Origin of the sequence: Rhodococcus jostii RHA1 (assembly GCF_000014565.1) — a bacterium.
Classification (GTDB): Bacteria; Actinomycetota; Actinomycetes; order Mycobacteriales; family Mycobacteriaceae; genus Rhodococcus_F; species Rhodococcus_F jostii_A.
Genome location: NC_008268.1, coordinates 2,722,250 through 2,748,130, shown reverse-complemented (window position 1 = coordinate 2,748,130; position 25,881 = coordinate 2,722,250). Strand labels below are relative to the sequence as shown.

Below are 25,881 nucleotides of genomic sequence, written 5' to 3'. Positions count from 1 at the left end.
ATGATGTCCTTCAGATCAGCGAGGGCTCGGGAGCGGACGCGGGTCGGGCTGCGACGGCGGTGTCTTCGGAATCGGATCGCTTCTTCGCGCCGCTCCGGTCGCGTCGCGTCAGACCGGGTGAGACGACCCGAACCGTGAGGAATCCGATCGCCAGGTCGAATGCGAGCGCGAGGAGGGACACGAGGACCGCTCCGGCGGCCATCTGGGCGTAGTCGCTCTGCGCTTTGCCGTCGATGAGGAGACGTCCCAGTCCGCCCAGCGAGATGTAGGCGGCGACGGTCGCGGTCGAGACGATCTGCAGCACGGCGCTGCGCACACCCGACAGCATCAGCGGCAGCGCGCAGGGCATCTCCACCTCGGTGAGGATGCGCATCGACCGGAACCCCATGCCCCGCGCAGCGTCCACGGCGGCCGGGTCGACCGAGCGGATGCCCGCGTAGGTGTTGGTGAGAATCGGGGGGATGGCCAGCAGCACCAGCACGATCAGGCTCGGAATCAGATAGGCCAGCTTGGTCGAGAACGACGGTGCGATGACGAGCACCAGCAGGATCAGCAAACCGATGGTGGGAAGGGCGCGCAGCGAGTTGGCCAGGCCCGCGACGACGACCGCTCCGCGACCGGTGTGCCCGATGTACAGGCCGAGCGGAACCGCGATAAGTGCCGCCGCGAACAGGGCGAGGAACGTGTACATCAGGTGCTGGAGGAGGAGAGCGGGAATGCCTTCGGGTCCGGTCCAATGAGCACCGTCGAGCAGAAAGTCGATCATGATGAGACCACCTTCGGGGTCCACGGTGTGAGTAACCGATTGGCGAGCACGATGAGTAGATCGAGAACCAGCGCCAGCAGCAGGCAGAGCGCGATACCGGTGATGATCGGTGTGTAGAAACGCAGCTGGAAGCCCTGGGTGAACAGTGAACCGATCTGCGGGATTCCGAGCAGCGCGGCGAGTGAGACCAGGCTGACGTTCGACACGACCGCGACGCGCAGTCCGGCGCAGATGACGGGAACACCCACCGGCAGCTGGACTTTCAGCAAAGTCTGGTACGGCCGGTAGCCCATCGCGGTGGCGGCGAGCACCGTCTCCTGCGGCACCGAATCCAGGGCGTCGGCGATGACGCGCACGAGGAGGGCGACGGTGTAGATCGTCAGTGCGACGACGATGTTCATCGGATCGAGGATCTTCGTTCCGAGGATCGGCGGGAGCAGGACGAACAGCGCCAGCGACGGGATCGTGTAGAGCAGGCCGGCCGTCCCCACCACATAGGGGTTGATCCGGCGACTGCGATGCGCCAGCCAGCCGATCGGCAACGCGACGATCACACCGACGACGAGCGGCACGAGCGAGAGAAGGATGTGCCAGCCGACCAGTTCGGCGATGCGATCGGACTGGCGGCCGAGCCATTCGATGTTCATCGGGCCATCGCCTCCGTGGCCACGAGATCCGCCGACTCGATCGCCGCGACCGCCGCGTGTGCCGTCACGGTTCCCACGAGCACACCGTCGCCGTCGACGACGACACCGCGTTTGCTGGGTGCGGACAGGGCGGCGTCGAGCAGGGCCCGCATCGTTCCGTGCGCATCGGCGACCGTCCCGCTGAGATTCACGTCGTCCGGGCGAATGCGGTCGACGACCTTCGCCGGTTGCACCCAGCCGATCGGCTTGTTCGCCGGGTCGACGACGAGCAGCCAGTCGTCCGTGGTCCGGGTGAGGGCGTCGGATGCCGAATCACCGAGACGGGCAACGGGTTCGGCGATCGTCTCCACGCGGCCGCCGAGGTTCGAGAAACCCAGCGAACGGTAGCCGCGGTCGCGTCCGACGAAGTCGGCGACGAACTCGTCGGCGGGTTCGGTCAGCAACTCCAGCGGCGTCGCCGCCTGCGCCAGGATCCCGCCGGTCCGCAACACGACCACCTGGTCGCCGAGCTGGAGTGCCTCGTCGATGTCGTGCGTGACGATGATGATCGTCTTGCCGATGTCCTTCTGCAGTCTCAGGAATTCGTCCTGGAGCTGGCTCCGGACCACCGGGTCGACAGCGCTGAACGGTTCGTCCATCAGCATGAAGGCCGGGTCCGCGGCGAGGGCGCGCGCGACCCCCACTCGCTGCTGCTGGCCACCCGAGAGCTGCCACGGATACCGATCCGCGAAGTTCGCCGCGAGACCGACCGTCTCGAGCAGCTCCATCGCCCGGGTTCGGGCCTCCTTCTTCGTCTTTCCCAGCAATCTGGGCATGGTCGCGACGTTGTCCACGATGGTGCGGTGCGGGAACAGTCCGGCGTGCTGGATGACGTACCCGATCCGCCTGCGCAACAGCGCGGGATCCATGTCCGCCGTGGATTCGCCGTCGAGGGAGATGGTTCCGGACGTCGGTTCGATCAATCTGTTGATCATGCGAAGCGACGTCGTCTTGCCGCATCCCGACGGCCCGACGAGTGCTGTGATCTTCCCGCTCGGGCACTCGAGGTCCAGTTCGTTCACCGCTGTTGTGCCGTCCGGATATGCCTTGGTGACTTTGTCGAATGTGATCATCCGCGTGCTACTTTCGTGTAATCCGAGTGGAGACACACTCGGAAGTTCGGTGTCGTGGGACTGCTTTACCGAGTTGTGTCTTTCTCCGGATTGGGCATCTGTTCCAGAAACTTCACCGCTGCTTTCAGGTCGTCGCTCAGAGGACGGTCGGTCGTCCGCGGGTCCAGGCACGCGCGTGCCCGGTCCAGGTACGCGCCGAGTTCGGTGGTCGTGTCGAGGTCGTGGTCCTGCTGGCCGAGGGCGCGCACCGCCGAGATCAGTTCGCACGCGAGCACGATGCGAGACTGGGCGAGGATGTCGGTGAGCTGTGTGGCGGCCTGCGACGCGAAGCTCGCATGGTCCTCGGTTCCGCGGGAGATCACGGTGTGTCCGAGAGAGCCCGGCGCCGCGGCCATCCGGATCTCGGCGATGGCCGCGGACGTCGTGTACTCCAGCAGCATGGTGCCGCTGCTGCCCGCCGGACCGTCGGCCAGGAACGGCCGGAGACCGGTGACCACCGGATCGGAGAGATTGGCAAGTCTGCACTGCGACAACAGCGCCGCGCTCGACAGCGCGAGTTTCGCCTCGTCCACGGCGAGGGCGATCGGCATTCCGTGGAAGTTCCCGTTGTGGAACACGGCGTCGTCCTCGACGGAGATGAGAGGGTTCTCGGAGGACGAGTTCATCTCGATCGCGAGCGTGCCCCGCAACCGCTGCAGCGCCTGCCAGGTCGCCCCGAGGATCTGCGGCAGGGCGCGGAACCCGTAGGAATCCTGCACGCGGGCAGCCTGTACGCGGTGGCCCGCGAGGAGTTCCCGGACCCGGCCGGCCACCTCCTCCTGGCCGAGGTGCCTGCGGGCAGCCTGCACCCGTGCCGCGAACGGTTCGACGGAACTGCGCGTCGCCAGTAGCGATAGCACACCGACGATCAGCGAGTGCTCCAGCCAGTTCGCCACGCTGTCGGTGGCCGACGCCGCGAGCGCGACCGTCATCGCGTTGGTCGAGATCAGTGGGAGTGCGTCACCCTGGTGTGCGGTCCACCGGGTGACGAGTCGACCGTCCCGCAGCGGTGCCTCGCCCATCAACCCGAGCGCGATCTCGGAGAACGCGCTGAGGTCGCCGGTGCCTATCGCCCCGCGAGCGTGCACGGTGGGCTGTTCGTCCGCCGCGACGGCATCGATCAGCGCGGTCACGATGTCGGGGTGCAGACCGGATCCGCCGTTGAGAATCTGGTTGACGCGAATGATCATGGCGGCGCGGACGACGTGATCCGGCAGCGCGGGGCCCGAACCCGTGGCGTGGCTGCGGAGAAGTCGAAGATCCTGGTCGACGCCGTCGGAGACGGAGGTGTCCCGGTTGCCCCCGACACCCGTGGTGCGTCCGTAGATGGGCTGTCGTTCGGCGATGCGCACGGCTGTCTCCCACGAACGGCGTGCGTGGTCGAGCGCTGCGGGGTCGGGCTCGATCACGACGGGTTCCCGGGCGAGCGCCGTGAGCTGGTCGACGGTGAGCTGGGCGCCGTCGAGCACCACCGGAAGGGGCGGGTGCGGTTCCTCGGTCGAGCTGGAATCTCTCCGGGTCATCAGAACTCCGTGATCGATGTGGTGTGCCTCACTCTTCGAGATGTATAGTCCTGTATATACCGCGGCGTGTCAACCGTCAGTTTCCTGCCATGACCTCTGCCGCAAGACCTCAGTGAGCGGCTGGCATTCCGGCTAGGTCAACCTCTCACTTCGATCAGTCCCTCCGTGAACTTCCGGGACGTAAGGTCTCGGGAGAGGTGCATTTATGGCCATGCATCGATCCCGCTATGACTGATCGACCGAAGGAATGAGTCCAATGCCGCAGCAGGTACGAGGCGTCATCGCCCGCTCCAAGGGTGCCCCCGTCGAGATCGCGACCGTCAACATTCCGGACCCCGGTCCCGGAGAGGTGGTAGTCGACATCGCGGCATGCGGTGTGTGCCACACGGACCTCACCTACCGCGACGGCGGGATCAACGACGAGTTCCCATTCCTGCTGGGCCACGAGGCTTCCGGCATCGTCGAGAGTGTCGGCGAAGGCGTCACGTCCGTGGCGGTCGGCGACTTCGTCGTCCTGAACTGGCGCGCCGTCTGCGGTCAGTGCCGCGCCTGTAAGCGCGGCCGCCCGCAGTACTGCTTCGACACGCACAACGCCGCGCAGAAGATGACGCTCGAGGACGGCACCGAACTGACTCCCGCCCTGGGGATCGGCGCGTTCGCCGACAAGACGCTCGTCCACGCCGGACAGTGCACCAAGGTGGATCCGTCCGCCGACCCGGCAGTCGTCGGACTGCTCGGCTGCGGCGTAATGGCCGGCCTCGGTGCCGCCGTGAACACCGGCAACGTCTCCCGCGGTGACACCGTCGCCGTCATCGGCTGCGGTGGTGTCGGCGACGCCGCGATCATGGGCGCCCGCCTGGCAGGCGCCGTGAAGATCATCGCGATCGACCGGGACGACAAGAAGCTCGAATGGGCGAAGGACCTGGGCGCGACGCACACGATCAACGGCGGCCAGGTGGACGCCGTCTCGGCCGTGCAGGAACTCACCGGCGGTTTCGGCGCCGACGTCGTGATCGATGCGGTCGGCCGCCCGGAGACGTGGAAGCAGGCGTTCTATGCCCGCGACCTCGCCGGCACCGTCGTGCTGGTCGGTGTCCCGACCCCCGACATGACCCTCGAGATGCCGCTGATCGACTTCTTCTCCCGCGGCGGATCCCTGAAGTCCTCGTGGTACGGCGACTGCCTGCCCGAGCGCGACTTCCCGGTGCTCGTCGACCTGTACCAGCAGGGCCGGCTGCCGCTGGACAAGTTCGTCACCGAGCGCATCAAGATCGACGAGGTGGAAGCGGCGTTCCACAGCATGCACGCCGGTGAGGTGCTGCGTTCGGTGGTCGTTCTGTGAGCGGGCAATTGCGGATCGAGCGGGTCGTCACCGAGGGAACGTTCGCCCTCGACGGCGGAGAGTGGAACGTCGACAACAACATCTGGCTGATCGGTGACGACACCGACGTCGTGATCGTCGACGCCGCCCACACCGCGCAGCCGATCATCGACGCGGTCGGAGGCAGGCACGTGAATGCCGTGATCTGCACGCACGGTCACAACGACCACGTCACCGTCGCCCCCGAACTGGCCGAGCGTCTGCACGCCCCTGTGCTGCTGCACCCCGGCGACGACGTGCTGTGGAAGATGAGCCACCCCGACGCCAAGTACTGGCATCTCGAGGACGAACAGCGGATCGCCATCGCGGGCACCGAGATCCAGGTGATCCACTCGCCCGGTCACTCACCGGGGTCGGTGTGCCTGTACCTGCCCGAGGCCGGGGCACTGTTCTCCGGCGACACCCTGTTCTCGGGCGGTCCCGGCGCCACGGGCCGGTCGTACTCGGATTTCCCGACCATCATCGGGTCGATCCGCGACCGGCTGTTCGCTCTTCCCGAAGAAACGCTCGTCCACACCGGACACGGTGACGGAACCACGATCGGCACCGAGGCCCCACACCTCGCCGAATGGATTGCACGAGGAAACTGACTCCATGACCGACACCACCGACAGGTACACCTTCGACGAGGACGATGTCGTCGTCACGCACGAGAAATCCTATGCGGCAGGTGTTCCTGCGGTGTTGGTGTCGTTGCGTCGTGGGCTCGAGCAGATGGGACCGGTGCGCACGGCCCGGACGTTGATGAAGTTGAATCAGCGGGAGGGGTTCGACTGTCCGGGGTGTGCGTGGCCGGAGACTCCGGGGCACCGCAAGCATGCGGAGTTCTGCGAGAACGGTGCGAAGGCGGTCGCGGAGGAGGCGACCACCCGCAAGGTCGGCCCGGAGTTCTTCGCGGCGCATGCGGTGTCGGATCTGCTGGGTCGGACCGAGTTCTGGTTGGGGCAGCAGGGCCGGTTGACGCATCCGATGGTGCTGCTGCCGGGGTCGTCGCACTACGAGCCGATCGGCTGGGACGCGGCGTTCGCGATGATCGCCGGGGAGTTGCGGGCGTTGGCGTCGCCGCACGAGGCGGTGTTCTACACGTCCGGGCGCACCAGCAATGAGGCGGCGTTCGTGTACCAGTTGATGATCCGGGCGTTCGGAACCAACAACCTGCCGGACTGCTCGAACATGTGCCACGAGTCGTCGGGCAGTGCGTTGGTGGAGACGATCGGGATCGGGAAGGGCTCGGTGTCGGTTCCCGACCTCGAGAACGCGGACCTGATCCTGATCGCCGGGCAGAACCCGGGCACCAATCACCCGCGGATGCTCTCGACCCTGGAGAAGGCGAAAGCCAACGGGGCGAAGGTGATCGCGATCAACCCGTTGCCGGAGGCGGGGTTGATGCGGTTCAAGGACCCGCAGAAGGTGCACGGGGTGGTCGGTGACGGTGTGCAGATCGCGGACGAGTTCCTGCAGATCCGGATCGGCGGCGACCAGGCCCTGTTCCAGGGTTTGGGCCGTTTGCTGCTCGAGGCGGAGGACCGCAATCCCGGGACGGTGCTGGACCGGGAGTTCATCGACCGGCACACTGCCGGGTTCGAGGAGTGTGCGGCGCATCTGCGGAAGGTCGATCTGGGCACGGTGGCGGCGGCGACCGGGCTGACGCTCGCGCAGATCCAGCAGACGGCGGACGCGCTGATCTCCTCGAAGAAGACCATCATCTGCTGGGCGATGGGGCTGACGCAGCAGACGCACGGGGTCGCGACCATCCAGGACGCGGTGAACCTGCTGCTGTTGCAGGGGATGATCGGTAAACCCGGGGCGGGGGTGTGTCCGGTGCGCGGGCACTCGAACGTGCAGGGCGACCGGACGATGGGGATCTGGGAGAAGATGCCCGAGTCGTTCCTGGCCGCGTTGGACGCCGAATTCGGCATCCGGTCGCCGCGCGAGCACGGGTTGGACGCGGTCGACTCGATCCGGGCGATGCGGGACGGGAAGGCGTCGGTGTTCATCGGGATGGGCGGCAACTTCGTCTCGGCGACCCCGGACACCGAGACCACGGAGGCCGCGTTGCGGGGGTGCGCGCTGACCGTGCAGGTGTCGACGAAACTGAACCGCTCGCACCTGGTGACGGGGCGGACCGCGTTGATCCTGCCCTCGCTGGGCCGCACCGACAAGGACGTGCGGTCCGGTAAGAAACAGCAGGTCACGGTGGAGGACTCGATGTCGATGGTGCACCTGTCCCGCGGCAGCCTCACACCCGCCAGTGACCAGTTGCGCAGTGAGGTCGCCATCGTGTGTGGGATCGCGCAGGCCCTGTTCGGTCCCGGGCATTCGGTGCCGTGGTCGGAATTTACCGCCGACTACGACCGCATCCGGGATTCCATCGCCCGGGTCGTTCCCGGGTTCGAGGACTTCAACCGCAAGGTCCGTCAACCGGATGGGTTCGGGTTGCCGCATCCACCCCGCGACGAGCGCCGGTTCGTGACGGACACGGGGAAGGCCAATTTCACGGTCAACGAGCTGTGCTGGCTGCCGGTCCCGCAGGGGAAGCTCATCCTGCAGACGATGCGGTCGCATGATCAGTACAACACCACCATCTACGGTCTCGACGACCGCTACCGCGGCGTGAAGGGCGGTCGGCGGGTGCTGTTCATCGCGCCCGAGGACATCGCCGCGTTCGGGTACGCGGACGGGGACCGGGTGGACCTGGTCTCCGAATGGACCACCCCCGACGGGACGGTGCAGGAGCGCCGCGCCGACGACTTCCGGCTGGTGCAGTACCCGACGCCGCGGGGTAATGTCGCCGCCTACTACCCGGAGACGAATCCGCTGATCCCGCTCGATCACGTGGCCCGCACGTCGAACACCCCGGTGTCGAAGGCGATCACGATCCGTCTCGAACGGCGTCTCTGATGGGGCGTGTGACCACCCGGACCCCGGTCACCCGGATCACCGACACCCGGCAGTCCACCCGACCGGACACCGTGGTGGTGGAGGAGCCGCTCGAGATCCGGGTGAACGGGACACCGCTCGCGGTCACCATGCGCACCCCCGGTTCCGATGTCGAACTGGCGCAGGGGTTTCTGCTGACCGAGGGCATCATCGCCGACCGCGCGGACATCGCGTCGATCCGCTACTGCAACAGCGTCGACGACAACGGTGTCAACACCTACAACGTCCTCGACGTGGACCTCGCGGCCGGGGTGTTCCTGCCCGACACCGGTATCGAACGCAACTTCTACACCACCTCGTCGTGCGGGGTGTGCGGGAAGGCGTCGCTGGACGCGATCCGGCAGCGGACGAAGCACTCACCGGCCACCGACACGGTGCGGGTGCCGGCCGCGACGATCGCTGAGCTGCCCGACCGGCTGCGGGCCGCGCAGCGGGTGTTCGAGACCACCGGGGGCCTGCACGCGGCCGGATTGTTCACCCGCACCGGGGAACTGCTCGCGATCAAGGAGGACGTGGGACGGCACAATGCCGTCGACAAGCTGATCGGCTGGGCCACCGAACAGAACCGGGTTCCGCTGCGGGGGAGCATCCTGCTCGTGTCCGGCCGGGCGTCGTTCGAACTGGCGCAGAAAGCGGTGATGGCCGGCATCCCGATCCTCGCCGCCGTGTCCGCACCCTCGTCGCTGGCGATCGACCTCGCCCACGACACCGGGCTCACCCTCATCGGGTTCCTCCGCGGCACCACCATGAACATCTACACCCACCCGGACCGCATCACCTGACGTGAGTGGCAAAGCGTGCGCCCACATACTTGCCACTCACGTGCGGGGGTCAGCGCCCGATCGGCGGCGTCGCGACGCTCATGCGTGCCTGCCGGTGGTGTCGGCGCGGATGCCCGCCTCGAGGGCGATCGCGCCCGCCTCACCTCGGGACGCCACCCCGAGCTTCTTCAGCACACCCGCGACATGGAATTTGACCGTGCTCTCGCTGATGCCGAGGCTGTCGGCGATCGCCTTGTTCCGCTTGCCGGTCGCGAGGTGACCCAGGACCTCGAGTTCGCGGGGGTTGAGGTCGCCGAGTTGCTGTTCGTCCGGTCGCGCCACCGGTACGTCGAGGGGGATCGCGACGGCCACCCGGGACCCCCACCCGTCGACCGACTCGACGTCGATCCGGCCACCGAGCGTGTGCACCCGGCCGGACAATTGCCGCACCAGCGCATCGGTGTCGAGACCGCCGTCGCCGTCGTCGCGGACCTCGACCAGGAGGTTCGCGCCGTCACAGTCCCAGGCGATGCGGATTCGCTCGAGGGCGGCCTGCGCCGCGAATGCCAGGACGGCGCTCCGGACGACGGCCCGCGCCGCACTGGCCACTTCGCCGGGCAACGCCCGGCCGTCCACCGGCGGATCGACGTAGTCGACGCGCACGGGACGGTGCTGGAGCAGCGGCCGCAATTCGCCCTGCAGCCGGGCGAACGCGGTGGTGACCGCTTCCTCCGCGAGGTTGCGGTCGGATTCGCCCGCGGAGCGCAGGGTCACCAGCGCCGAGGACGCCGTCTCGCTCGCCGTGATCCGCGACCGACGGTCGTCGAGGTCCTTGGACCGGAGAGTCGACAGGATCGATTCGAGCGTCGCCGCGTGCAGGTCCGTCAGCTCCACGATGGTCCTGGCCCGTTCGCTCGACGCCGCCCGCGACTCCGCCAGGTACGCCGGGCTCGCCTGCGCCACCTGGTGCCGGATCGACACGGCGACGACGCCGAACGCGCCGGCGACCAGCGGGACCTCACGAATGCGCTGCCGCGGCTTCGGGAGAACGAGGAGGAGAGTGCCCGTCGCGTCCAGCAGCGCCCACACCTTCCGCTTCGCGCCGGCAATCACGGTCTGGTCGTCGAAAGGAGTGCCTTCCGTCATGCGGGTGCGCAACGCATCCAGTTCGGCGATGGTGACGCGCTCGACCACCGACGGATCTCCGCTGACCTTGCGGGGACGTCCCGTGCATTCCCGGGTGAAGATCACGAGCGCGGTGTGCGGCCAGATGTCGGCGAGGAACTTGGAGAAGCGGACGGCGATGTCGGGCAGCGGACCGTCGATGACGTCCCGCATGGAACCGAGAACATCTGCAGGGGACACAGAAGTCGAGCTGGGAAGAACCACGTGTCGAGCCTATCCGCGCAGGCGGCGACTGCCGGGCCTGGGCCGTCCGCTCACGGTGCCGGCTCGGCGCGGGCGGCGTCGACGACGTCGGATCGGACGAGTTCCAGCAATTCCAGTGCCCGCGCCGTGGTGCCGTGCGTGATGGTGGCGACGGCTGCGACGAGGTCGGCTCCGACGATCGGTCTCCGTTCCGACTTCGCGAGAGCCACCGCATTGCGGAACGCGGCCTGGGCCGGTTCGGTCAGTCGCAGCGGTCCGGTGCGGGGGCGGCTCAGTGCGCTGGTGGCGACGCCCGCGTCCGTCATGCCTGCCGCCGCGAGGGCTTCCCCGTGCACGCGAATGACCGCCTCGCGCAGTGCGTCCCGGTTCGATCCGAGACGCTCGAATACTCGGGTTGCCGTACCGTCCGGCAGCGCGAACGATGCGAGCAGCAGGTGCTCGAGACCCGGTTCCCGGTCGCCCAGCCGGTCGGCCTCGGCTTCCGTTTCGGAGAACAGCGTCTTCATCGTCCGCATGTCGCGCCATGCCCGGGTGAGTTTCATCGTGTGCCCCTCGTCTTCTTGGCGGAGGATCGTCCGGGACCGAAGCGTTTGTGCGCCGCCTGACCCGAGACGCCGAGAGCGTGGCCGATGTCCGCCCAGGTCCAGCCGGCGGACAGTGCGTGTGCGACGGCGTCACGCTCGAGCTGATCGGCCTGACGCCGCAGCGCGACGACGGCAGCGAAAGCGGTTGCCGGGTTCGGATCGTCACTCACGGTATCAACTTAAGTTGATGAGTCGAATCCGTCAACCTTCGTTGATACCGGCCCTGGCGCCCGCCGCCCCGCCGGCGGTGTCGCATCCCGCCGCGATGGGGAAGAATCAGCTCCGGTCGGGAGGTCCGTGCCGCACACGCGGTCGTCGAGGGGAACGGAAGAATGGCGGCAGGGTCGCGGGTCGGCACGCAGTTCGGGCAGTACCAACTGCGCGCGCTGCTGGGACGCGGCGGGATGGGCGAGGTCTACGAAGCGTTCGACACGGTCAAGGGGCGCACCGTGGCCGTGAAACTCCTCGACCTGGAACTGGCGAACGACGCGACCTTTCAGCAGCGTTTCCGCCGCGAATCACACGTCGCGGCGAGGTTGCAGGAGCCGCACGTAATCCCAATCCACGACTGGGGCGAGATCGACGGCGTCCTCTACATCGACATGCGCCTCGTTCCGGGCCAGGATCTGCGGTCGTTGCTGCGTTCGCAGGGCCCGATGGACGCGTCGCGAGCAGTCGTCATCATGGAGCAAATCGCGTCCGCCCTCGACGCTGCACACGCGGACGGCTTGGTCCACCGGGACGTGAAGCCCGAGAACATCCTGGTCACTGCCAACGATTTCGCCTACCTCGTGGACTTCGGAATCGCCCACTCGAGTTCGGACCTCCGGCTCACCACGCTCGGCAGCGCTGTCGGCTCCTACGCGTACATGGCGCCGGAGCGATTCGACAACGCCCCGGTGGACGGTCGGGCCGATGTCTACTCGCTGGCGTGTGTGCTGCACGAGTGCCTGACCGGGGCGATCCCGTTCCCGTCGAACAGCATCAGCAGCGCGATCCGGGCGCACCTTGCGGCTCCTGCCCCGCGACCGAGCGCCGTCCGGCCCGACATCCCCGCCGCGTTCGACGGCGTCGTCGCGACGGGTCTCGCTAAAAGTCGCGATGCGCGCTATCGCACCGCGGGCGCATTGGCCGCCGCCGCGCGCGCCGCGCTGTCGGGGCGGCCGCCTGCCCGGACCGAGGTCGCGGGCCTGCACGCACCGACCCGGATCGACAGTGTCGGACGGCCACCGGAGTACCCGTCGACCAGCGTTCCGCAAGGCCCGCTCGCTCCGCCCCCGCACCACCCGCCGCCGCGTTCGAGCTACGCGGCCGGTCCGCCTCCGCAGAAGAGGCGATCCACCGCCGTGCCCGTGATGGTGACGCTGCTGGTGGTGGCGGTCCTTGCGCTGGGAGGGGTGGTCGGCTGGCTGGTCCTGGACCGAAACCGGTCGGACGACCCGTTGACAGCCGCGGTCACCACCATTGCGCAACCACCCGTCGTGCGGACGTCGACCGAGTCCGCGGCACCCGCTCCGCCTCCGACAATTCCGTCCGCGACCACGAGGACGACGACCACGAGGACGACGACCACGCGAACGACGGTGGCGGCGCCGCCGCTGGTCGGGGAGGTGTCCGGCACGGACGGGCAGGGCTTCATGTCGCCCGCGGACGCGCGCTGCAACCACACCAACCCGGCGGCGTTCATCGGGCGCACCACGAAATCACTCGTCGTCGTCTGCCAGACGGGGGTCGGACGGTACTACTACCAGGGCGTACGCATCAGCGACGGTGCCGCCATTTCCGTCGACGACCCCGTTCCGAACGGGTCCGGGTTCGTCGCCACCAACGCGGGCAACGGCACCCAATATCGTGTGACGCCGACGGCGCTGACCATCGTCGGTGGCGACGGGCAGGTCATCGCGACCGAACCGATGGTCGAATCCGCGTACCGCTGAGGTGGGGTTCCGATCAGAGCGCGGCGTTCTTGTCGAACTCGGTGCCGAGTTCCTTCGCCACGCGCTTGAGCAGCGGCACGATGTGGTCCGCCGACTCGAGGGTGACGCGGGCCGCAGGCCCCGAGACGGAAATGGCGGTGGGGGTCGGAGCGTTCGGCACCGGCACCGAGAAGCACCGGACGCCGATCTCCTGCTCGCCCTCGTCGATCGCGAACCCGCGGTTTCGGCTCAATTCGAGATCGGCAATCAACATGTCGGGGTCGGTCAAAGAGTTCTCGGTGTACGTCGTCATTCCGGTCCGGCCGACCAGTGAGCGCACGGCATCATTCGACAGCTGCATGAGGATGGCCTTGCCGACGCCGGTGCAGTGCGGGTAGACGCGTCGGCCGACCTCGGTGAACATGCGCATCGCGTGTTCGGACGGCACCTGCGCGACGTAGACGGCCATGGTGCCGTCGAGGACGGCCATGTTCGCGGTCTCGCCGGTGCCTCGCACCAGTTCGGACAGGTGCGGTCGGGACCAGGCGCCGATCAGCTGGGTGGCGCTCTCGCCGAGGCGGATGAGCTTGGGCCCGAGCGCGTACCGCCGGGTGGGTAGCTGCCGCACGTATCCGCGGTTCATCAGGGTGCGGATGAGCCGGTGGATGGTCGGGAGGGGGAGTCCGGCCAGGTCGGCGAGTTCGCTGACCCCGATGGACCCGCCGGCGCTCGCCATTATCTCGAGTATGTCGAATGCGCGCTCGACCGACTGCACGCCGCCGGCCGGACTCTGACCGTTCGTCATGTCTGTCTCCATCCTCTGACTGCCCGAGAGCCCCCACATTCTTTCCGTCAGGCGGAAAGGGCGCTCCGTATGACGATAGCGCGGGAGTGGCGGATCGCGACGATTCCTTCGCTACATCGGTTGACAAAACTCGGTGTGACGGCGTTCACTATATCGAGATACGAAATACAACTTCCATAATATGGAAAACACTGCCCCGAGGGAGGGCCCGTGTCTGAAGTCGAAATCGCTGCGAAACCCACAAAGCAGCGTTGGTACAGATCACTTTTCGTCCAGGTCCTGATCGGAATCGCCCTGGGCATCGCCACCGGAATCCTGTTTCCGGAGTTTTCCCATCACCTGGCGCCACTGGGTGAGGGCTTCATCAAGCTGATCAAGATGGTCGTGTCCCCGCTGATCTTCCTGGTGATCGTCACCGGCATCGCCAAGGTCGGCAGCATGAAAGCGCTCGGAAAGATCGGCGGCAAGGCGCTGCTCTGGTTCACGGCCGCGACGACCTTCGCGCTCGGGCTCGGCCTGCTCGTCGGAAACCTCGTCAAGCCGGGCAGCGGGCTCAACATCGACCCGGCCACGCTGGACACCAGCGCCCTGGACGAGAAGACGCAGGGCGGCCACCTGCCGGGTGGCGTCGAGTTCGTCATGCACATCATCCCGACCAGCGTGTTCGATGCGTTCGCGCAGAACAACCTGCTGCAGGTGCTGCTGTTCGCGATCCTGTTCGGTGTCGCGCTGGCGTCCTTCAGTGAATCGGCTCCGCCGATCCTGATGGATGTGATCGACCAGACGCTGCACGTCATCTTCCGCATCGTCGGCTACATCATGTACCTGGCACCTCTCGGTGCGTTCGGTGCGATGGCATTCACCGTCGGCAACTACGGAGCCGGCTCCCTCAAATCCTTCGGAATGCTCATCCTCGCGTGCTACGGAGCGGCACTGGTCTTCATCGTCGTGCTGTCGATCGTGGTCAAGCTGATCACCGGAGTGAACGCGTGGAAGTTCATCAAGTACTGCCGCGAAGAATTCATGCTCGCCCTGGGCACCGGATCGTCCGAGGCGGTCATGCCCCGCATCATCAAGAAGTTGGACAACGCGGGATGCGACCGCGCGGTCGTCGGTCTGGTGATCCCTACCGGCTACTCGTTCAACCTCGACGGCGCCGCGATCTACCTGTCGCTGGCGATGATGTTCCTGGCGCAGGCGGTCGGGGTGGACCTCGGCTTCGGCGAGCAGCTCGCGATCATGGGCATCCTCATTCTCAGTTCCAAGGGAATGGCGGGTGTGCCAGGGTCGGCCTTCGTCGCCCTGTCCGCGACCGCTGCCGCGATCGGCGCGTTCCCCGTGGCCGCCGTCGCGTTGCTGCTCGGCGCCGACCGGCTCATGGACTCCATGCGCGTATTCACGAACCTGCTCGGTAACTGCCTCGCCACGTTCGTGGTCGCGAACTGGGAGGGCATGCTCGACAAGGACAAGATGCGAGCGGTTCTCGACGGGAAGGTCACGCCCGACGACCCGGACGACGTCACCATCCACCCGCACCCCGGGCACGAACACCTCCAGGACGCCTCGGCACGGCCGGCGATCGAGAGGCCCGAAGCGCTGACCGCGAACGGGGCCTCGGAAGGAACGGTGAACCACCATGCCTGACACCCAGCCCACCGTCGGAGTGCTCGGCACCTGGGGATACCACGGACTCCTCGACGACGCCGAACAGGTCGACATCGACACCCCGTACGGGCCGACGTCGGACAGCATCGTCCTCGGGTCGTCAGGGGGCCGCCGGCTCGCGTACCTGACCCGCACCGGGCGACACCGCAACATCCCGCCCCACCGCATCAATGCCCGCGCCAACATCTGGGCCCTGCACAGCCTCGGCGTGCGCACGATCCTCGCGCCCACCCCGTCCGGCTCGCTGCGCCCGGCGATCGGCGTCGGCTCGGTTGTCGTGCCCGACCAGCTGGTCGACCGCACGGGCCGCACCGACGACACCTTCCACGACGACGACGTCCACATCTCCTTCGCGGACCCGTTCTGCGCCCACGGGCGCCGAGCGGTGGTGTCGACGCTCCGCAGGAACGGCTGGGTGGTCAACGACGGCGGTGTGATGGTTGCGATCCGCGGCCCGCGCTTCTCTACCCGCGCCGAATCACGTTGGTACGCGGCCCAGGGATGGGACCTGATCAGCATGACCCCGTATCCCGAGGCGGCGCTGGCCCGCGAACTGGGCATGTCCTACACCTGCATCGCTCTGGTCACCGATCACGACGTCATCAGCGACACCCCGTGGCCGGTCACCCAGGACCTGGTACGCGAGGGGCTCGACGCCAACACCAAACGACTACGCGAAGCCCTGCTTCAGGTAGCGATCGAACTCGCAGGCACGTCCGACGCGGCGACACCTGCTTACGGAAGAAGGAGCTGACAAGATGACCGAATTGTTCTGCAACGGTGGAGCGATGCGTGGCGGAAACCTGCATCACAACGTGTCTGCACACACGTTCCTCGGCACGGTTCGGACCGCACCGAAGTACCGATTCTTCTCCGTACGTGACGAATTCCCCGCACTGCTGCTGACGGAGACCGGGGGAGCCTCGATCGAGGGCGAACTCTACGACGTACCGATCGGCGACATTCGCACCGACTTCCTCCCCGAGGAGCCCGAGGAACTCGAGCTCACCGTGATCGAACTGTCCGACGGACGTTCGGTTCTGGCGGTAGGCCTGCGACCGGGCCTCCTCGAGAGCCGGGCCGGCGAGCTCACCGAGATCACCGATCACGGCGGCTGGCGACGCTACCGAGGCCTGCCCGAGCCCGACAACACCGCAGTCTCCTGAACACCCCGAAAGCGAAAGAACAACCGATGGATACCTTGGCCTACACCCTGAACTGCTCGATCCTGCTCACCGACGTCCCACTCCTGCAGCGCCCACAGGCTGCCCGGGATGCCGGATTCGACGCCGTCGAATTCTGGTGGCCCTTCGACACCGCCGTGCCGCGGGACAGCGACGTCGACGCGTTCGTGGCCGCGATCGAGAACGCCGGAGTGCAGCTCACCGGGTTGAACTTCGCGGCGGGCAACATGCCGGCGGGGGACCGCGGACTGCTGTCCGACCCGGCGCAGGTCTCGGCGTTCCGCGACAACATCGACATCACCGTCGGAATCGGAGAACGGCTGGGCACCAAAGCTTTCAACGCCCTGTATGGTAATCGTATCGACGGGACGGATCCGAAGATTCAAGACGGCACGGCCACCGAGAACCTCGCCCAGGCCGGCAAGGCGGCAGATCGCATCGGTGCCGTCGTACTCGTCGAACCGGTCAGCGGCACGCCGGCGTACCCGCTGAAGAGCGCGGCCGACGCGATCGCCGTGATCGACCGGGTGAAGGCGGAACACGGTGTCGATTCGCTCCGGCTCCTCGCGGACCTCTACCACCTCGAGGTCAACGGCGACGACGTCGGCGCCGCGATCGACACGTACGCGGACCGCATCGGGCACGTGCAGATCGCGGATGCTCCCGGTCGCGGAGAACCCGGCACCGGAACACTCGACATCGACGGCTACCTGAAGAGGCTCGCCGGACACGGCTACCGCGGATATGTGGGGCTCGAGTACAAGTCCACCCGACCGGACACCTTCGACTGGTTGCCCCGCGAACAGCGCGCGTCCCGCGCCGGCCACTGACACACCACCACTTTCGACGGAATCGAGGACACTCGTGAGCACTATCGCATTCATCGGACTCGGAATCATGGGCAGCCCCATGGCCGTTCATCTCGCCAACGCCGGCCATCAGGTGGTCGGATACAACCGCTCGCCCGAGCGCACCGCGGCACTGGTCGAGGCCGGCGGCACCGCAGCGGACTCCATCGCCAAGGCCGTTGCCGGCGCCGACGTCGTGGCCGTGATGGTCCCCGACTCCCCCGACGTACAGGCCGTACTCACCGGTGAGGACGGAGTCTTCGAGCACACCCCGTCAGGCGCGCTGATCATCGACTTCTCCAGCATCCGGCCCGACGTCACCACCGCACTCGCCGCGCAGGCGACCGAGCGTGGATTCCGGCTGATCGACGCCCCGGTATCGGGTGGCGAGGCCGGGGCGGTCAACGCCGCACTGTCGATCATGGTCGGCGGCGCCCCGGAAGACTTCGAGTCGGCCCGCCCGATCCTCGACGTCGTCGGGAAGACCGTGGTCCACGTGGGCCCGAACGGCTCCGGACAGACGGTGAAGGCAGCGAACCAGCTGATCGTCGCCGGCAACATCCAGCTCCTCGCGGAGGCGATCATCTTCCTCGAGGCCTACGGTGTCGACACCGCGGCCGCCGTGGAGGTACTCGGCGGCGGGCTCGCCGGATCCGCCGTCCTGAACCAGAAGGCGCAGAAGATGCTGGACCGGTCGTTCGAACCCGGATTCCGCATCGACCTGCACCACAAGGACCTCGGCATCGTCACCAGCGCTGCCCGTGAGGCAGGCGTCGTGACACCCCTCGGCGCCGTCCTCGCCCAGCTGATGGCCTCCGCCCGTGCGAACGGTGATGGTGGCCTGGATCATTCGGGCCTGCTGCGCGGAGTGGAGCGGCTGTCCGGCCGCCCCTCCCAGTGACCCGCCTCAACTCGTAATCCTCGATGGAGAACTGATATGCCTCGTATGCGCGCCGCTGATGCAGCGGTCAAGATTCTGGAACTCGAAGGTGCCACCCAGGCCTTCGGCCTCCCCGGTGCGGCGATCAACCCGTTCTACGCAGCAATGCGCGACCACGGTGGGATCAAGCACGTCCTCGCCCGCCACGTCGAGGCCGCATCCCACATGGCCGAGGGATTCACCCGCGCCAAGGCCGGAAACATCGGTATCTGCATCGGGACGTCCGGGCCGGCCGGGACCGACATGATCACCGGCCTGTACTCGGCGATGGCGGACTCGATCCCGATCCTCGCGATCACCGGGCAGGCCCCGGTCGCACGCCTGCACAAGGAAGACTTCCAGGCCGTCGACATCGCCGCGATCGCGGGTCCGGTCACGAAGATGGCCATGACGGTGCTCGAGCCCGCCCAGGTTCCGGGTGCGTTCGCGCAGGCATTTCACCTGATGCGGTCCGGCAGGCCCGGACCGGTTCTCCTCGACCTGCCGATCGACGTGCAACTGGCGGAGATCGAGTTCGACCCGGACACCTACCAGCCGCTGCCCGTGTACAAGCCGGCGGCGACCCGGGCGCAGGCGGAGAAGGCCCTCGACATGCTGGGGGCCGCCGACCGCCCGCTGATCGTCGCCGGCGGCGGCATCATCAACGCCGACGCCGCGGATCTGCTCGTGGAACTGGCGGAACTGCTGGACGTTCCGGTGGTGCCGACGCTGATGGGCTGGGGCACCATCCCGGACGACCACCGCCTCGCGGCGGGCATGGCCGGTCTGCAGACCGCCCACCGGTACGGCAACGCGACCATGCTGGCCTCGGACTTCGTCCTGGGCATCGGCAACCGCTGGGCCAACCGGCACACGGGCGGCCTCGACACCTACCGCAAGGGGCGCAAGTTCGTTCACGTCGACATCGAACCCACCCAGATCGGGCGCGTGTTCGCACCGGACTACGGGATCGTCTCCGACGCCAAGGCGGCGCTCGAACTGTTCGTCGCCGTCGCGAAGGAGCGCAAGGCCGCCGGAACCCTGCCGGACCGCAGCACCTGGGTCGAGGACTGTGCCACCCGGAAGCGGACCATGCAGCGCAAGACCCACTTCGACGACGTCCCGGTCAAGCCGCAGCGGGTGTACGAGGAGATGAACCGCGTCTTCGGGCGCGACGTCCGGTATGTCAGCGCGATCGGGCTCTCGCAGATCGCGGGTGGGCAGTTCCTGCACGTGTACAAGGAGCGGAACTGGATCAACTGCGGGCAGGCCGGCCCGCTGGGCTGGACCATCCCCGCCGCTCTCGGAGTGGTTGCCGCGGAGCCGGAGACCCCCGTCGTGGCGCTGTCCGGTGACTACGACTTCCAGTTCATGATCGAGGAACTGGCGGTGGGCGCCCAGTTCAACCTGCCGTACATCCACGTCGTGGTGAACAACTCCTACCTGGGACTGATCCGGCAGGCCCAGCGCCAGTTCGACATGAACTTCTGTGTCTCGCTCGGATTCGACAACATCAACACCCAGGAAACCACCGAACACGATGTGCTGCCCGCGGTCCCGAAGGGCTACGGCGTCGATCACGTCAAGGTCGCCGAGGGTCTGGGTTGCAAGGCGCTGCGGGTCACCGAGCCCGGCGAGATCGCAGGCGCACTCGAGAAGGCCCGTGAACTCGCCGGTGAGCACAAGGTGCCGGTGGTGGTCGAGGTCTTCCTCGAGCGGGTCACCAACATCGCGATGGGAACCGAGCTCGACAACGTCGCCGAGTTCGAGGACCTGGCGGAGAGCTGGGCGCACGCTCCCACAGCCCTCATGCTGCTGGACTAGGGGGCACCGTGACACGTGTACTGGTCGCACCCGACAAGTTCAAGGGATCCCTCACCGCCGCGGAAGTGGCGGACGCCCTCGCCGCCGGACTCGTTGCCGGTGATCCCTCCTGGGTGATCGATCGTGTCCCGGTCGCGGACGGCGGCGACGGTACCGTTGCGGCGGCCGTCGCGGCAGGGTGGTCTCCGGTCGCGGTCGCCACCACGGGGCCGACGGGTCTACCCGTCACCTCGTCCTACGCGGTGCGCGGCTCGACCGCGGTGGTCGAACTGGCATCGGCCGTGGGATTGGTACTGCTCCCGAACGGTGTGGCGGATCCCTTGGGTGCCAGTACATTCGGACTCGGCACCGTCGTCAGGCACGCGCTGGAGGGGGGAGCCCGCGAGATCATCGTCGGTCTCGGGGGCAGCGCGTCAACCGACGGCGGTGCCGGCTTGTTACAGGCCCTCGGCGTGCATGTCCTCGACGCCGGCGGCAACGAGGTCGCGCAGGGGGGAGCGGCGCTGCTCCGGGCCGCCCGGGTCGACCTGACCGGTCTCCACCCGGCGGCGCGTGCGGCGCACTTCCGGCTCGCCTGCGACGTCGACAATCCGCTCCTCGGCCCGACCGGCGCCACCGCCGTGTACGCAAGCCAGAAGGGCGCCGCCGCAGGAGAACTGGTCGTGCTCGAGGACGCCATGACCCGGTGGGCGCAGGTCGTGCGCGCCGCGACCGGCCGCGACGACAGCCGGATCGCGGGAGCGGGCGCCGCGGGAGGCGCGGCGTTCGGCGCGATCTCGGTGCTGGGGGCGGACACCCGGCCCGGCATCGACACGGTCCTCGGGCTCGTCGACTTTCCCGGGAGGCTCGCCGGGGCAGACCTCGTCATCACCGGTGAGGGGTCGCTCGACGAGCAGAGTCTCCACGGCAAGGCACCGATCGGCGTCGCCACCGAAGCACGCAGGGCCGGAATCCCCGTCCTGGCCGTCTGCGGCCGAAACCTGCTCAGCGACATCCAATTGCACAGCGCCGGCATCTCCGCGGCATACGCGCTCGCGGACCTCGAACCGGACCTTCATCGATCGATCAGAGATGCGGCGGAACTACTGCGCCGGATCGGCTGCACGATCGCGGCATCGACTGCCGAACTCGCACCACTCAGCACACGAGGAGAATCATGACGTCAACCGACTTCACCGCACTACCCGACCTCGCCTCACGCGCCCTCGGCGGAAGCGTCTCCGCGGCCAACGACGAACTGTTCGCCCAGCGGGAGAACCTCATCAAGGCGGAGGCCCCGTTCTTCGACCCGTCCGATTTCGGGCACAAGGGCAAGGTGTACGACGGGTGGGAGACCCGCCGCCGCCGCGACGACGGCCACGACTACGCGATCGTCCGCCTCGGGGCCGCGGGCATCATCCACGGAATCATCGTGGACACCGCGCACTTCAAGGGCAACTACCCGCCCTTCATCTCCATCGAGGCGGCGTCGATCGAGGGCTACCCGTCCATCGAGGAGGTCATGAAGGCGGACTGGCAGACCATCGTCGAGAAGTCCCCGGCCGAGGGGCACGCCGCGAACGCCTACGCCGTCGCCGACCGGCACCGGTGGACACACGTGCGGCTGTCCATCTACCCCGACGGCGGCGTCGCACGGTTGCGGGTACACGGTGAGGTCGTGCCCGACGCCCGGTTCCTCGACGGGACGGTGGACCTGCTGGCCGCGGAGAACGGCGGACGCCTCGTCGGCTGCTCCGACGCGTTCTACGCGTCGCCCGCGAACATCATCCTTCCCGGCCGGGCCCGGAACATGGGGGAGGGCTGGGAGAACTCCCGGCGTCGTGGCGGCGGCAACGACTTCGCTGTGTTCTCGCTGGCCGCGGCAGGCAATCCCCGGCACGTCGAGATCGACACCAGCTACTACGTGGGGAACGCGCCCGGCTGGGTGCGGCTGAGCACCGCCGACGCGCGGACCGCCGACATCGCCGACGAGAGCGCGTGGACCGAACTGCTGTCCCGCACAGCCGTGCAGCCCGACACGAGGCACCGCTTCGTTCTGGACGCCACCGACGCGGCCACGCACCTGCGACTCGACGTCTACCCCGACGGTGGCCTGTCCCGGCTGCGGCTGTTCGGCGACCTCGACGCGACAGCGCTGTCGGAGACCCGACGCACCTGGTGGGAAGCCCTTCCCCAGAGCCATCAAGCGCTCGTCGCCGACCAGGCGCCGCGCTAGTCCGAGCACCGGCGCGCTCTCCACCCCTACCTGACGAACCCGAGGAAACACGCATGCCCAATCCCAGTCCCGGTTACTCCATCACCGTTCGCGTCACGGCCCCGGTCGGCGCAGGTACCACCTCGACTCTCGCGGGGGCGGTGGCCTCCGTGAAGGGCGCCATGACCGCGTTGGACGTGGTGGAGAGCCACCCCGACCACATGGTCATCGACGTGACGTGCGACGCCTCCGACGTCGAGCACGCCGAGCAGATCGCGTCCGCGATCGCCGACGTGCCCGGCGTCGTGGTCGGCAAGGTCAGTGACCGCACGTTCCTGCTCCATCTCGGCGGGAAACTCGAAGTGGTGCCGAAGGTTCCGCTCAAGCACCGCGACGACCTGTCCCGCGCGTACACCCCCGGCGTCGCCCGGGTCTGCACCGCGATCGCGGAGAACCCCGAGGACGTGCGGCGGCTGACGATCAAGCGCAACACCGTCGCGGTCGTCACCGACGGCTCGGCCGTGCTGGGGCTGGGCAACATCGGCGCCGCCGCGTCGATTCCCGTGATGGAGGGCAAGGCGGCCCTGTTCAAGCAGTTCGCGGACGTGGACGCGTGGCCGGTCTGCCTGGACACCCAGGACACGGACGCGATCGTCGAGATCGTCCGGGCCCTCGCACCGGTGTACGGCGGAATCAACCTCGAGGACATCTCCGCCCCACGCTGCTTCGAGATCGAGGCACGGCTCCGCGACATGCTGGACATCCCGGTGTTCCACGACGATCAGCACGGCACCGCCATCGTGGTTCTCGCCGCGCTGACCAACGCCCTGCGGGTGGTCGAGAAGAGCCTCGACACGGTGAAGATCGTGGTGTCGGGTGTCGGCGCCGCCGGACACGCGATCATCCGCCTGCTGGTCGCGCAGGGGGCGACGAACATCGTGGCGTGCGGGCGGAACGGAATCCTCTCGCCCGACGACACATCCGACTCGTTCCGGTCCTGGATCGCGAACAACACCAACCCGGAAGCGCGGTCCGGATCGCTGCGGGACGCAGTGGTCGGCGCGGACGTGTTCATCGGTGTCTCGGCGCCGGACATCCTGACCGGCGACGACATCGAGACGATGGGTCCCGACTCGATCGTGTTCGCCCTCGCGAATCCGGTGCCCGAGGTCGATCCCGTCGCCGCCGGCAGGCACGCGGCCGTCGTCGCGACCGGACGGTCGGACTTCCCGAATCAGATCAACAACGTGCTCGCGTTCCCGGGCGTGGTCCGGGGCCTGCTCGACGCGCACGCCGTCGAGATCACCGACGACATGCTCATCGCGGCCGCCCGCGCGATCTCCGATTCGGTGTCTCCGTCGGAACTCAACCCGACGTACATCGTGCCGAGTGTGTTCGATGCCGCAGTCGCCCCGGCCGTGGCGGCGGCGGTGCGCAGCGTTGCCGACGCAGGTGGTGAACACGATGTCTGACCGGCTCGACCTGCTGTTCCGCGCCCCGCGGGTGATCACCGCGGCGGGGGAGGTCGCCCGCTGCGTGGGTGTGCGGGACGGCCGGATCGTCGTCATCGAACCGTTCGGCGCCCAACTCGACGCCGAGGTCGTGGTCGAACTGGGCGACGACGAGGTGCTGATCCCCGGTCTCGTCGACACGCACGTGCACGTCAACGAACCGGGCCGCACCGAGTGGGAGGGGTTCGCGAGCGCGACCCGGGCCGCGGCCGCAGGCGGGGTGACCACGATCGTCGACATGCCGCTCAACAGCATCCCGCCGACCGTCGACGTCGCGGCACTGGACGTCAAACGCCGGGTCGCCGCCGATCAGGCGTACGTCGGTTAACGGTGGCAACTCGTCGAGTGCAATAGGAAGCATATCAACTACTCGGCCGTGAGGGGCCGGGTTTGCTGCTCACGTTCCCACTGGCTGTGGGAGGGGTGGCTGCTATGGGCGCGGTTGATTGGGCGGCCCTGTAGGTGCGATGTCCGAGTGCGGCGATGTTGCGGGCCGCATTGTGGTCGGCGTGACCGGTCCACTGGCAGTATCGGCATCGGAATGTTGCTTGCGAGACCCGGTTCGCTTTGTCGCAGTACCCGCATTGTGAGCAGGTCCGCGATGTGTTCCGGGGGTCGACGACAGCGACGGGCACCCCAGCCCTCTCGGCTTTGTAGGTGATCTGTGCCCGTAGCTGGGCGTATCCCCACGAGTGGAGTTGGGTCCGTTGCCGTCGGGCTAGCCGTACCCGGTCGCGGATACCTGACAGGTCTTCTATCGCGTATCGCGATCCCACGACCGGTGCGTTGTGCTCGGGCAACAATAGTTTTCGACAGTTGATGGTTGATGTCGGTGGCGAACCGCTGTTCCTTTCGTCGCCGTGTCTTCAATTTCCGTTTCGCTGATTTCGTGCCGACTCGCTGCAAACTTGCGCGCATCGCGGCGTTCTTCTTTCGGCGCGCCGTCACTGCCCCGGCGGACCACCGCACGTCGAGGGCGGTCGGATCGTCGTCAGTGGTGACAGCGAGGTTCACGATCCCCAGATCCACACCCAACCAGCCAGCGGCGGTGTCCGGCGGCTCGACCGGTTCCGGTGCGGGTTCGTCGACAGTGGCATACAGGTAGAACAGGCCGTCGCGGTAGACGAGGTCCGTTTCCCCCTTACGGGCGGCCAGGAGTGTGCGTTGCCACGGCGCGCACACGAACCGCACACCCCGCATCCGGCCCGCCGTGGTCCAGATCGACACAGTCGAGGAATCCACTTGCCACGACAGGCACCTGTCGTCGAACGGTTGCGCAGCATGCGGCCGGAACTCGACCGCGGTCCCGGCCACCGCCGTATACCGAGTCGACCCTGGTCGACCGTAGTTTCCGTTGCTCAGGTTCGCCTGCCGGGTGGTGTACGCGTCGGCAACTTTCCGCAGAACATGCAACGCCGGCTGCGCGGAGAGGCCCCGGGTCTTCACCATCGGATACAGCGCGACCTGCAACGCCCGCCGCGACCGCAATCCCCTCGAGTGAGCCCACCCGGCAAACTCATTGGCAACCTCATGGCACAACACCAACGTCGATTCCAGCGCCGCAGACTGATCAGGACTGGGGACGAGCTTGACCACGACAATCCGTTTCACTTCGCACTCAACACCTTTGATGGCCGAGGAGCCTTCACCGCTCCGATGCCGACGCGGTGTCACCAGATCATGACAGAGGGGTCCGACAAGTCCGGGGTACCCTCACCGAATTCGACGGCGACACCGTCACGTGCACTGCGATGGGAGTTCCCATACGCAAATAATTGTGGGGCAACCACTTCTGGTCGTCGCATACTTCGTCGCGCTGCGAGTGGAGCGCGCTGTCGATCATTGCCGCAAGCCTTACCATCAGAAACGACTC

General features: G+C 67.5%; 22 protein-coding genes and 2 pseudogenes. 15 read left to right on the top strand and 9 right to left on the bottom strand.

Annotated features, from left to right (window positions below; all coding sequences use genetic code 11):
* Nucleotides 1–10: 10 nt before the first annotated feature.
* The 4 genes from RHA1_RS12675 to RHA1_RS12660 form a co-directional block, all read right to left on the bottom strand.
* Nucleotides 11–766 (bottom strand): ABC transporter permease, encoded by a 756-nt coding sequence (locus RHA1_RS12675; RefSeq protein WP_011595299.1) that lies wholly within the window; start codon nt 764–766, stop codon nt 11–13.
* On the bottom strand, nt 763–1,413 hold the full coding sequence (locus tag RHA1_RS12670; protein WP_011595298.1) for an ABC transporter permease: 651 nt from the start codon (nt 1,411–1,413) through the stop codon (nt 763–765). The genes RHA1_RS12675 and RHA1_RS12670 overlap by 4 nt, the downstream gene beginning before the upstream one ends.
* Nucleotides 1,410–2,525, bottom strand: a complete 1,116-nt coding sequence (locus RHA1_RS12665) for an ABC transporter ATP-binding protein (RefSeq protein WP_009475282.1) — start codon at nt 2,523–2,525, stop codon at nt 1,410–1,412. The genes RHA1_RS12670 and RHA1_RS12665 overlap by 4 nt, the downstream gene beginning before the upstream one ends.
* A 65-nt stretch (nt 2,526–2,590) precedes the next feature.
* On the bottom strand, nt 2,591–4,087 hold the full coding sequence (locus RHA1_RS12660) for an aromatic amino acid ammonia-lyase (RefSeq protein ID WP_016882513.1): 1,497 nt from the start codon (nt 4,085–4,087) through the stop codon (nt 2,591–2,593).
* A 256-nt stretch (nt 4,088–4,343) separates the two neighbouring features.
* Between RHA1_RS12660 and RHA1_RS12655 the strand changes: the two genes are divergently transcribed.
* Genes RHA1_RS12655 through fdhD form a run of 4 tightly spaced genes read left to right on the top strand, consistent with a single transcriptional unit; the run spans nt 4,344 to nt 9,190 of the window.
* The gene (locus tag RHA1_RS12655; RefSeq protein WP_009475280.1) at nt 4,344–5,429 is read left to right on the top strand and encodes an S-(hydroxymethyl)mycothiol dehydrogenase; all 1,086 of its coding nucleotides are present in this window, start codon (nt 4,344–4,346) and stop codon (nt 5,427–5,429) included.
* Nucleotides 5,426–6,058: an MBL fold metallo-hydrolase gene (locus RHA1_RS12650; protein ID WP_009475279.1), complete on the top strand. Its 633-nt coding sequence runs from the start codon at nt 5,426–5,428 to the stop codon at nt 6,056–6,058. Before RHA1_RS12655 ends, RHA1_RS12650 begins: the two co-directional genes overlap by 4 nt.
* A gap of 4 nt (nt 6,059–6,062) precedes the next feature.
* A complete protein-coding gene (locus RHA1_RS12645) occupies nt 6,063–8,369 on the top strand; it encodes an FdhF/YdeP family oxidoreductase (RefSeq protein ID WP_011595296.1) in 2,307 nt (768 codons plus the stop codon).
* Entirely contained in the window at nt 8,369–9,190 is an 822-nt protein-coding gene (fdhD, locus tag RHA1_RS12640; protein ID WP_011595295.1) for a formate dehydrogenase accessory sulfurtransferase FdhD, read from the top strand. The genes RHA1_RS12645 and fdhD overlap by 1 nt, the downstream gene beginning before the upstream one ends.
* Before the next feature lie 78 nt (nt 9,191–9,268).
* Here the strand turns inward: fdhD and RHA1_RS12635 are convergent, their stop codons facing one another.
* The 3 genes from RHA1_RS12635 to RHA1_RS12625 form a co-directional block, all read right to left on the bottom strand.
* Nucleotides 9,269–10,507: a helix-turn-helix transcriptional regulator gene (locus tag RHA1_RS12635; RefSeq protein WP_007301542.1), complete on the bottom strand. Its 1,239-nt coding sequence runs from the start codon at nt 10,505–10,507 to the stop codon at nt 9,269–9,271.
* A gap of 101 nt (nt 10,508–10,608) precedes the next feature.
* A complete protein-coding gene (locus RHA1_RS12630; RefSeq protein WP_011595294.1) occupies nt 10,609–11,100 on the bottom strand; it encodes a Clp protease N-terminal domain-containing protein in 492 nt (163 codons plus the stop codon).
* Nucleotides 11,097–11,312, bottom strand: coding sequence for a hypothetical protein (locus tag RHA1_RS12625; RefSeq protein ID WP_041811386.1), 216 nt, complete (start codon nt 11,310–11,312; stop codon nt 11,097–11,099). Before RHA1_RS12625 ends, RHA1_RS12630 begins: the two co-directional genes overlap by 4 nt.
* A 162-nt stretch (nt 11,313–11,474) precedes the next feature.
* On the opposite strand from RHA1_RS12625, the gene RHA1_RS12620 reads away from it, so the two are divergent.
* Nucleotides 11,475–13,079 carry a serine/threonine-protein kinase gene (locus RHA1_RS12620; protein ID WP_011595293.1) on the top strand — a complete coding sequence of 535 codons (1,605 nt, stop codon included), beginning with the start codon at nt 11,475–11,477 and terminating at the stop codon, nt 13,077–13,079.
* A gap of 13 nt (nt 13,080–13,092) precedes the next feature.
* Here the strand turns inward: RHA1_RS12620 and RHA1_RS12615 are convergent, their stop codons facing one another.
* On the bottom strand, nt 13,093–13,863 hold the full coding sequence (locus RHA1_RS12615; RefSeq protein ID WP_005260937.1) for an IclR family transcriptional regulator: 771 nt from the start codon (nt 13,861–13,863) through the stop codon (nt 13,093–13,095).
* Nucleotides 13,864–14,073: 210 nt separating this feature from the next.
* Here RHA1_RS12615 and dctA point away from each other — a divergent pair, with 210 nt between their 5' ends.
* The 10 genes and pseudogenes from dctA to RHA1_RS12565 all read left to right on the top strand — a co-directional run.
* The gene (dctA, locus tag RHA1_RS12610; RefSeq protein ID WP_011595292.1) at nt 14,074–15,507 is read left to right on the top strand and encodes a C4-dicarboxylate transporter DctA; all 1,434 of its coding nucleotides are present in this window, start codon (nt 14,074–14,076) and stop codon (nt 15,505–15,507) included.
* Nucleotides 15,500–16,282 (top strand): MTAP family purine nucleoside phosphorylase, encoded by a 783-nt coding sequence (locus RHA1_RS12605; RefSeq protein ID WP_011595291.1) that lies wholly within the window; start codon nt 15,500–15,502, stop codon nt 16,280–16,282. The genes dctA and RHA1_RS12605 overlap by 8 nt, the downstream gene beginning before the upstream one ends.
* Nucleotides 16,283–16,286: 4 nt before the next feature.
* A complete protein-coding gene (locus RHA1_RS12600) occupies nt 16,287–16,694 on the top strand; it encodes an allophanate hydrolase-related protein (RefSeq protein WP_011595290.1) in 408 nt (135 codons plus the stop codon).
* 26 nt (nt 16,695–16,720) lie between these two features.
* Nucleotides 16,721–17,542 carry a hydroxypyruvate isomerase family protein gene (locus RHA1_RS12595; RefSeq protein WP_009475268.1) on the top strand — a complete coding sequence of 274 codons (822 nt, stop codon included), beginning with the start codon at nt 16,721–16,723 and terminating at the stop codon, nt 17,540–17,542.
* Between the two features lie 34 nt (nt 17,543–17,576).
* Nucleotides 17,577–18,461 carry a 2-hydroxy-3-oxopropionate reductase gene (locus RHA1_RS12590; protein ID WP_011595289.1) on the top strand — a complete coding sequence of 295 codons (885 nt, stop codon included), beginning with the start codon at nt 17,577–17,579 and terminating at the stop codon, nt 18,459–18,461.
* Nucleotides 18,462–18,497: 36 nt separating this feature from the next.
* On the top strand, nt 18,498–20,303 hold the full coding sequence (gene gcl / locus RHA1_RS12585) for a glyoxylate carboligase (protein ID WP_011595288.1): 1,806 nt from the start codon (nt 18,498–18,500) through the stop codon (nt 20,301–20,303).
* A gap of 8 nt (nt 20,304–20,311) precedes the next feature.
* On the top strand, nt 20,312–21,463 hold the full coding sequence (locus RHA1_RS12580) for a glycerate kinase (protein WP_011595287.1): 1,152 nt from the start codon (nt 20,312–20,314) through the stop codon (nt 21,461–21,463).
* Nucleotides 21,460–22,518 (top strand): allantoicase, encoded by a 1,059-nt coding sequence (gene alc, locus RHA1_RS12575; protein WP_011595286.1) that lies wholly within the window; start codon nt 21,460–21,462, stop codon nt 22,516–22,518. Before RHA1_RS12580 ends, alc begins: the two co-directional genes overlap by 4 nt.
* 53 nt (nt 22,519–22,571) lie before the next feature.
* Nucleotides 22,572–23,969 (top strand): NAD-dependent malic enzyme, encoded by a 1,398-nt coding sequence (locus tag RHA1_RS12570; RefSeq protein WP_011595285.1) that lies wholly within the window; start codon nt 22,572–22,574, stop codon nt 23,967–23,969.
* Nucleotides 23,962–24,330 (top strand): annotated as a pseudogene (locus RHA1_RS12565) (amidohydrolase family protein); the annotation flags it as partial. The gene RHA1_RS12570 and the pseudogene RHA1_RS12565, both read left to right, overlap by 8 nt.
* A gap of 40 nt (nt 24,331–24,370) precedes the next feature.
* Here the strand turns inward: RHA1_RS12565 and RHA1_RS45915 are convergent.
* Nucleotides 24,371–25,619, bottom strand: a pseudogene (locus RHA1_RS45915) (RNA-guided endonuclease InsQ/TnpB family protein).
* Between the last annotated feature and the right edge of the window lie 262 nt (nt 25,620–25,881).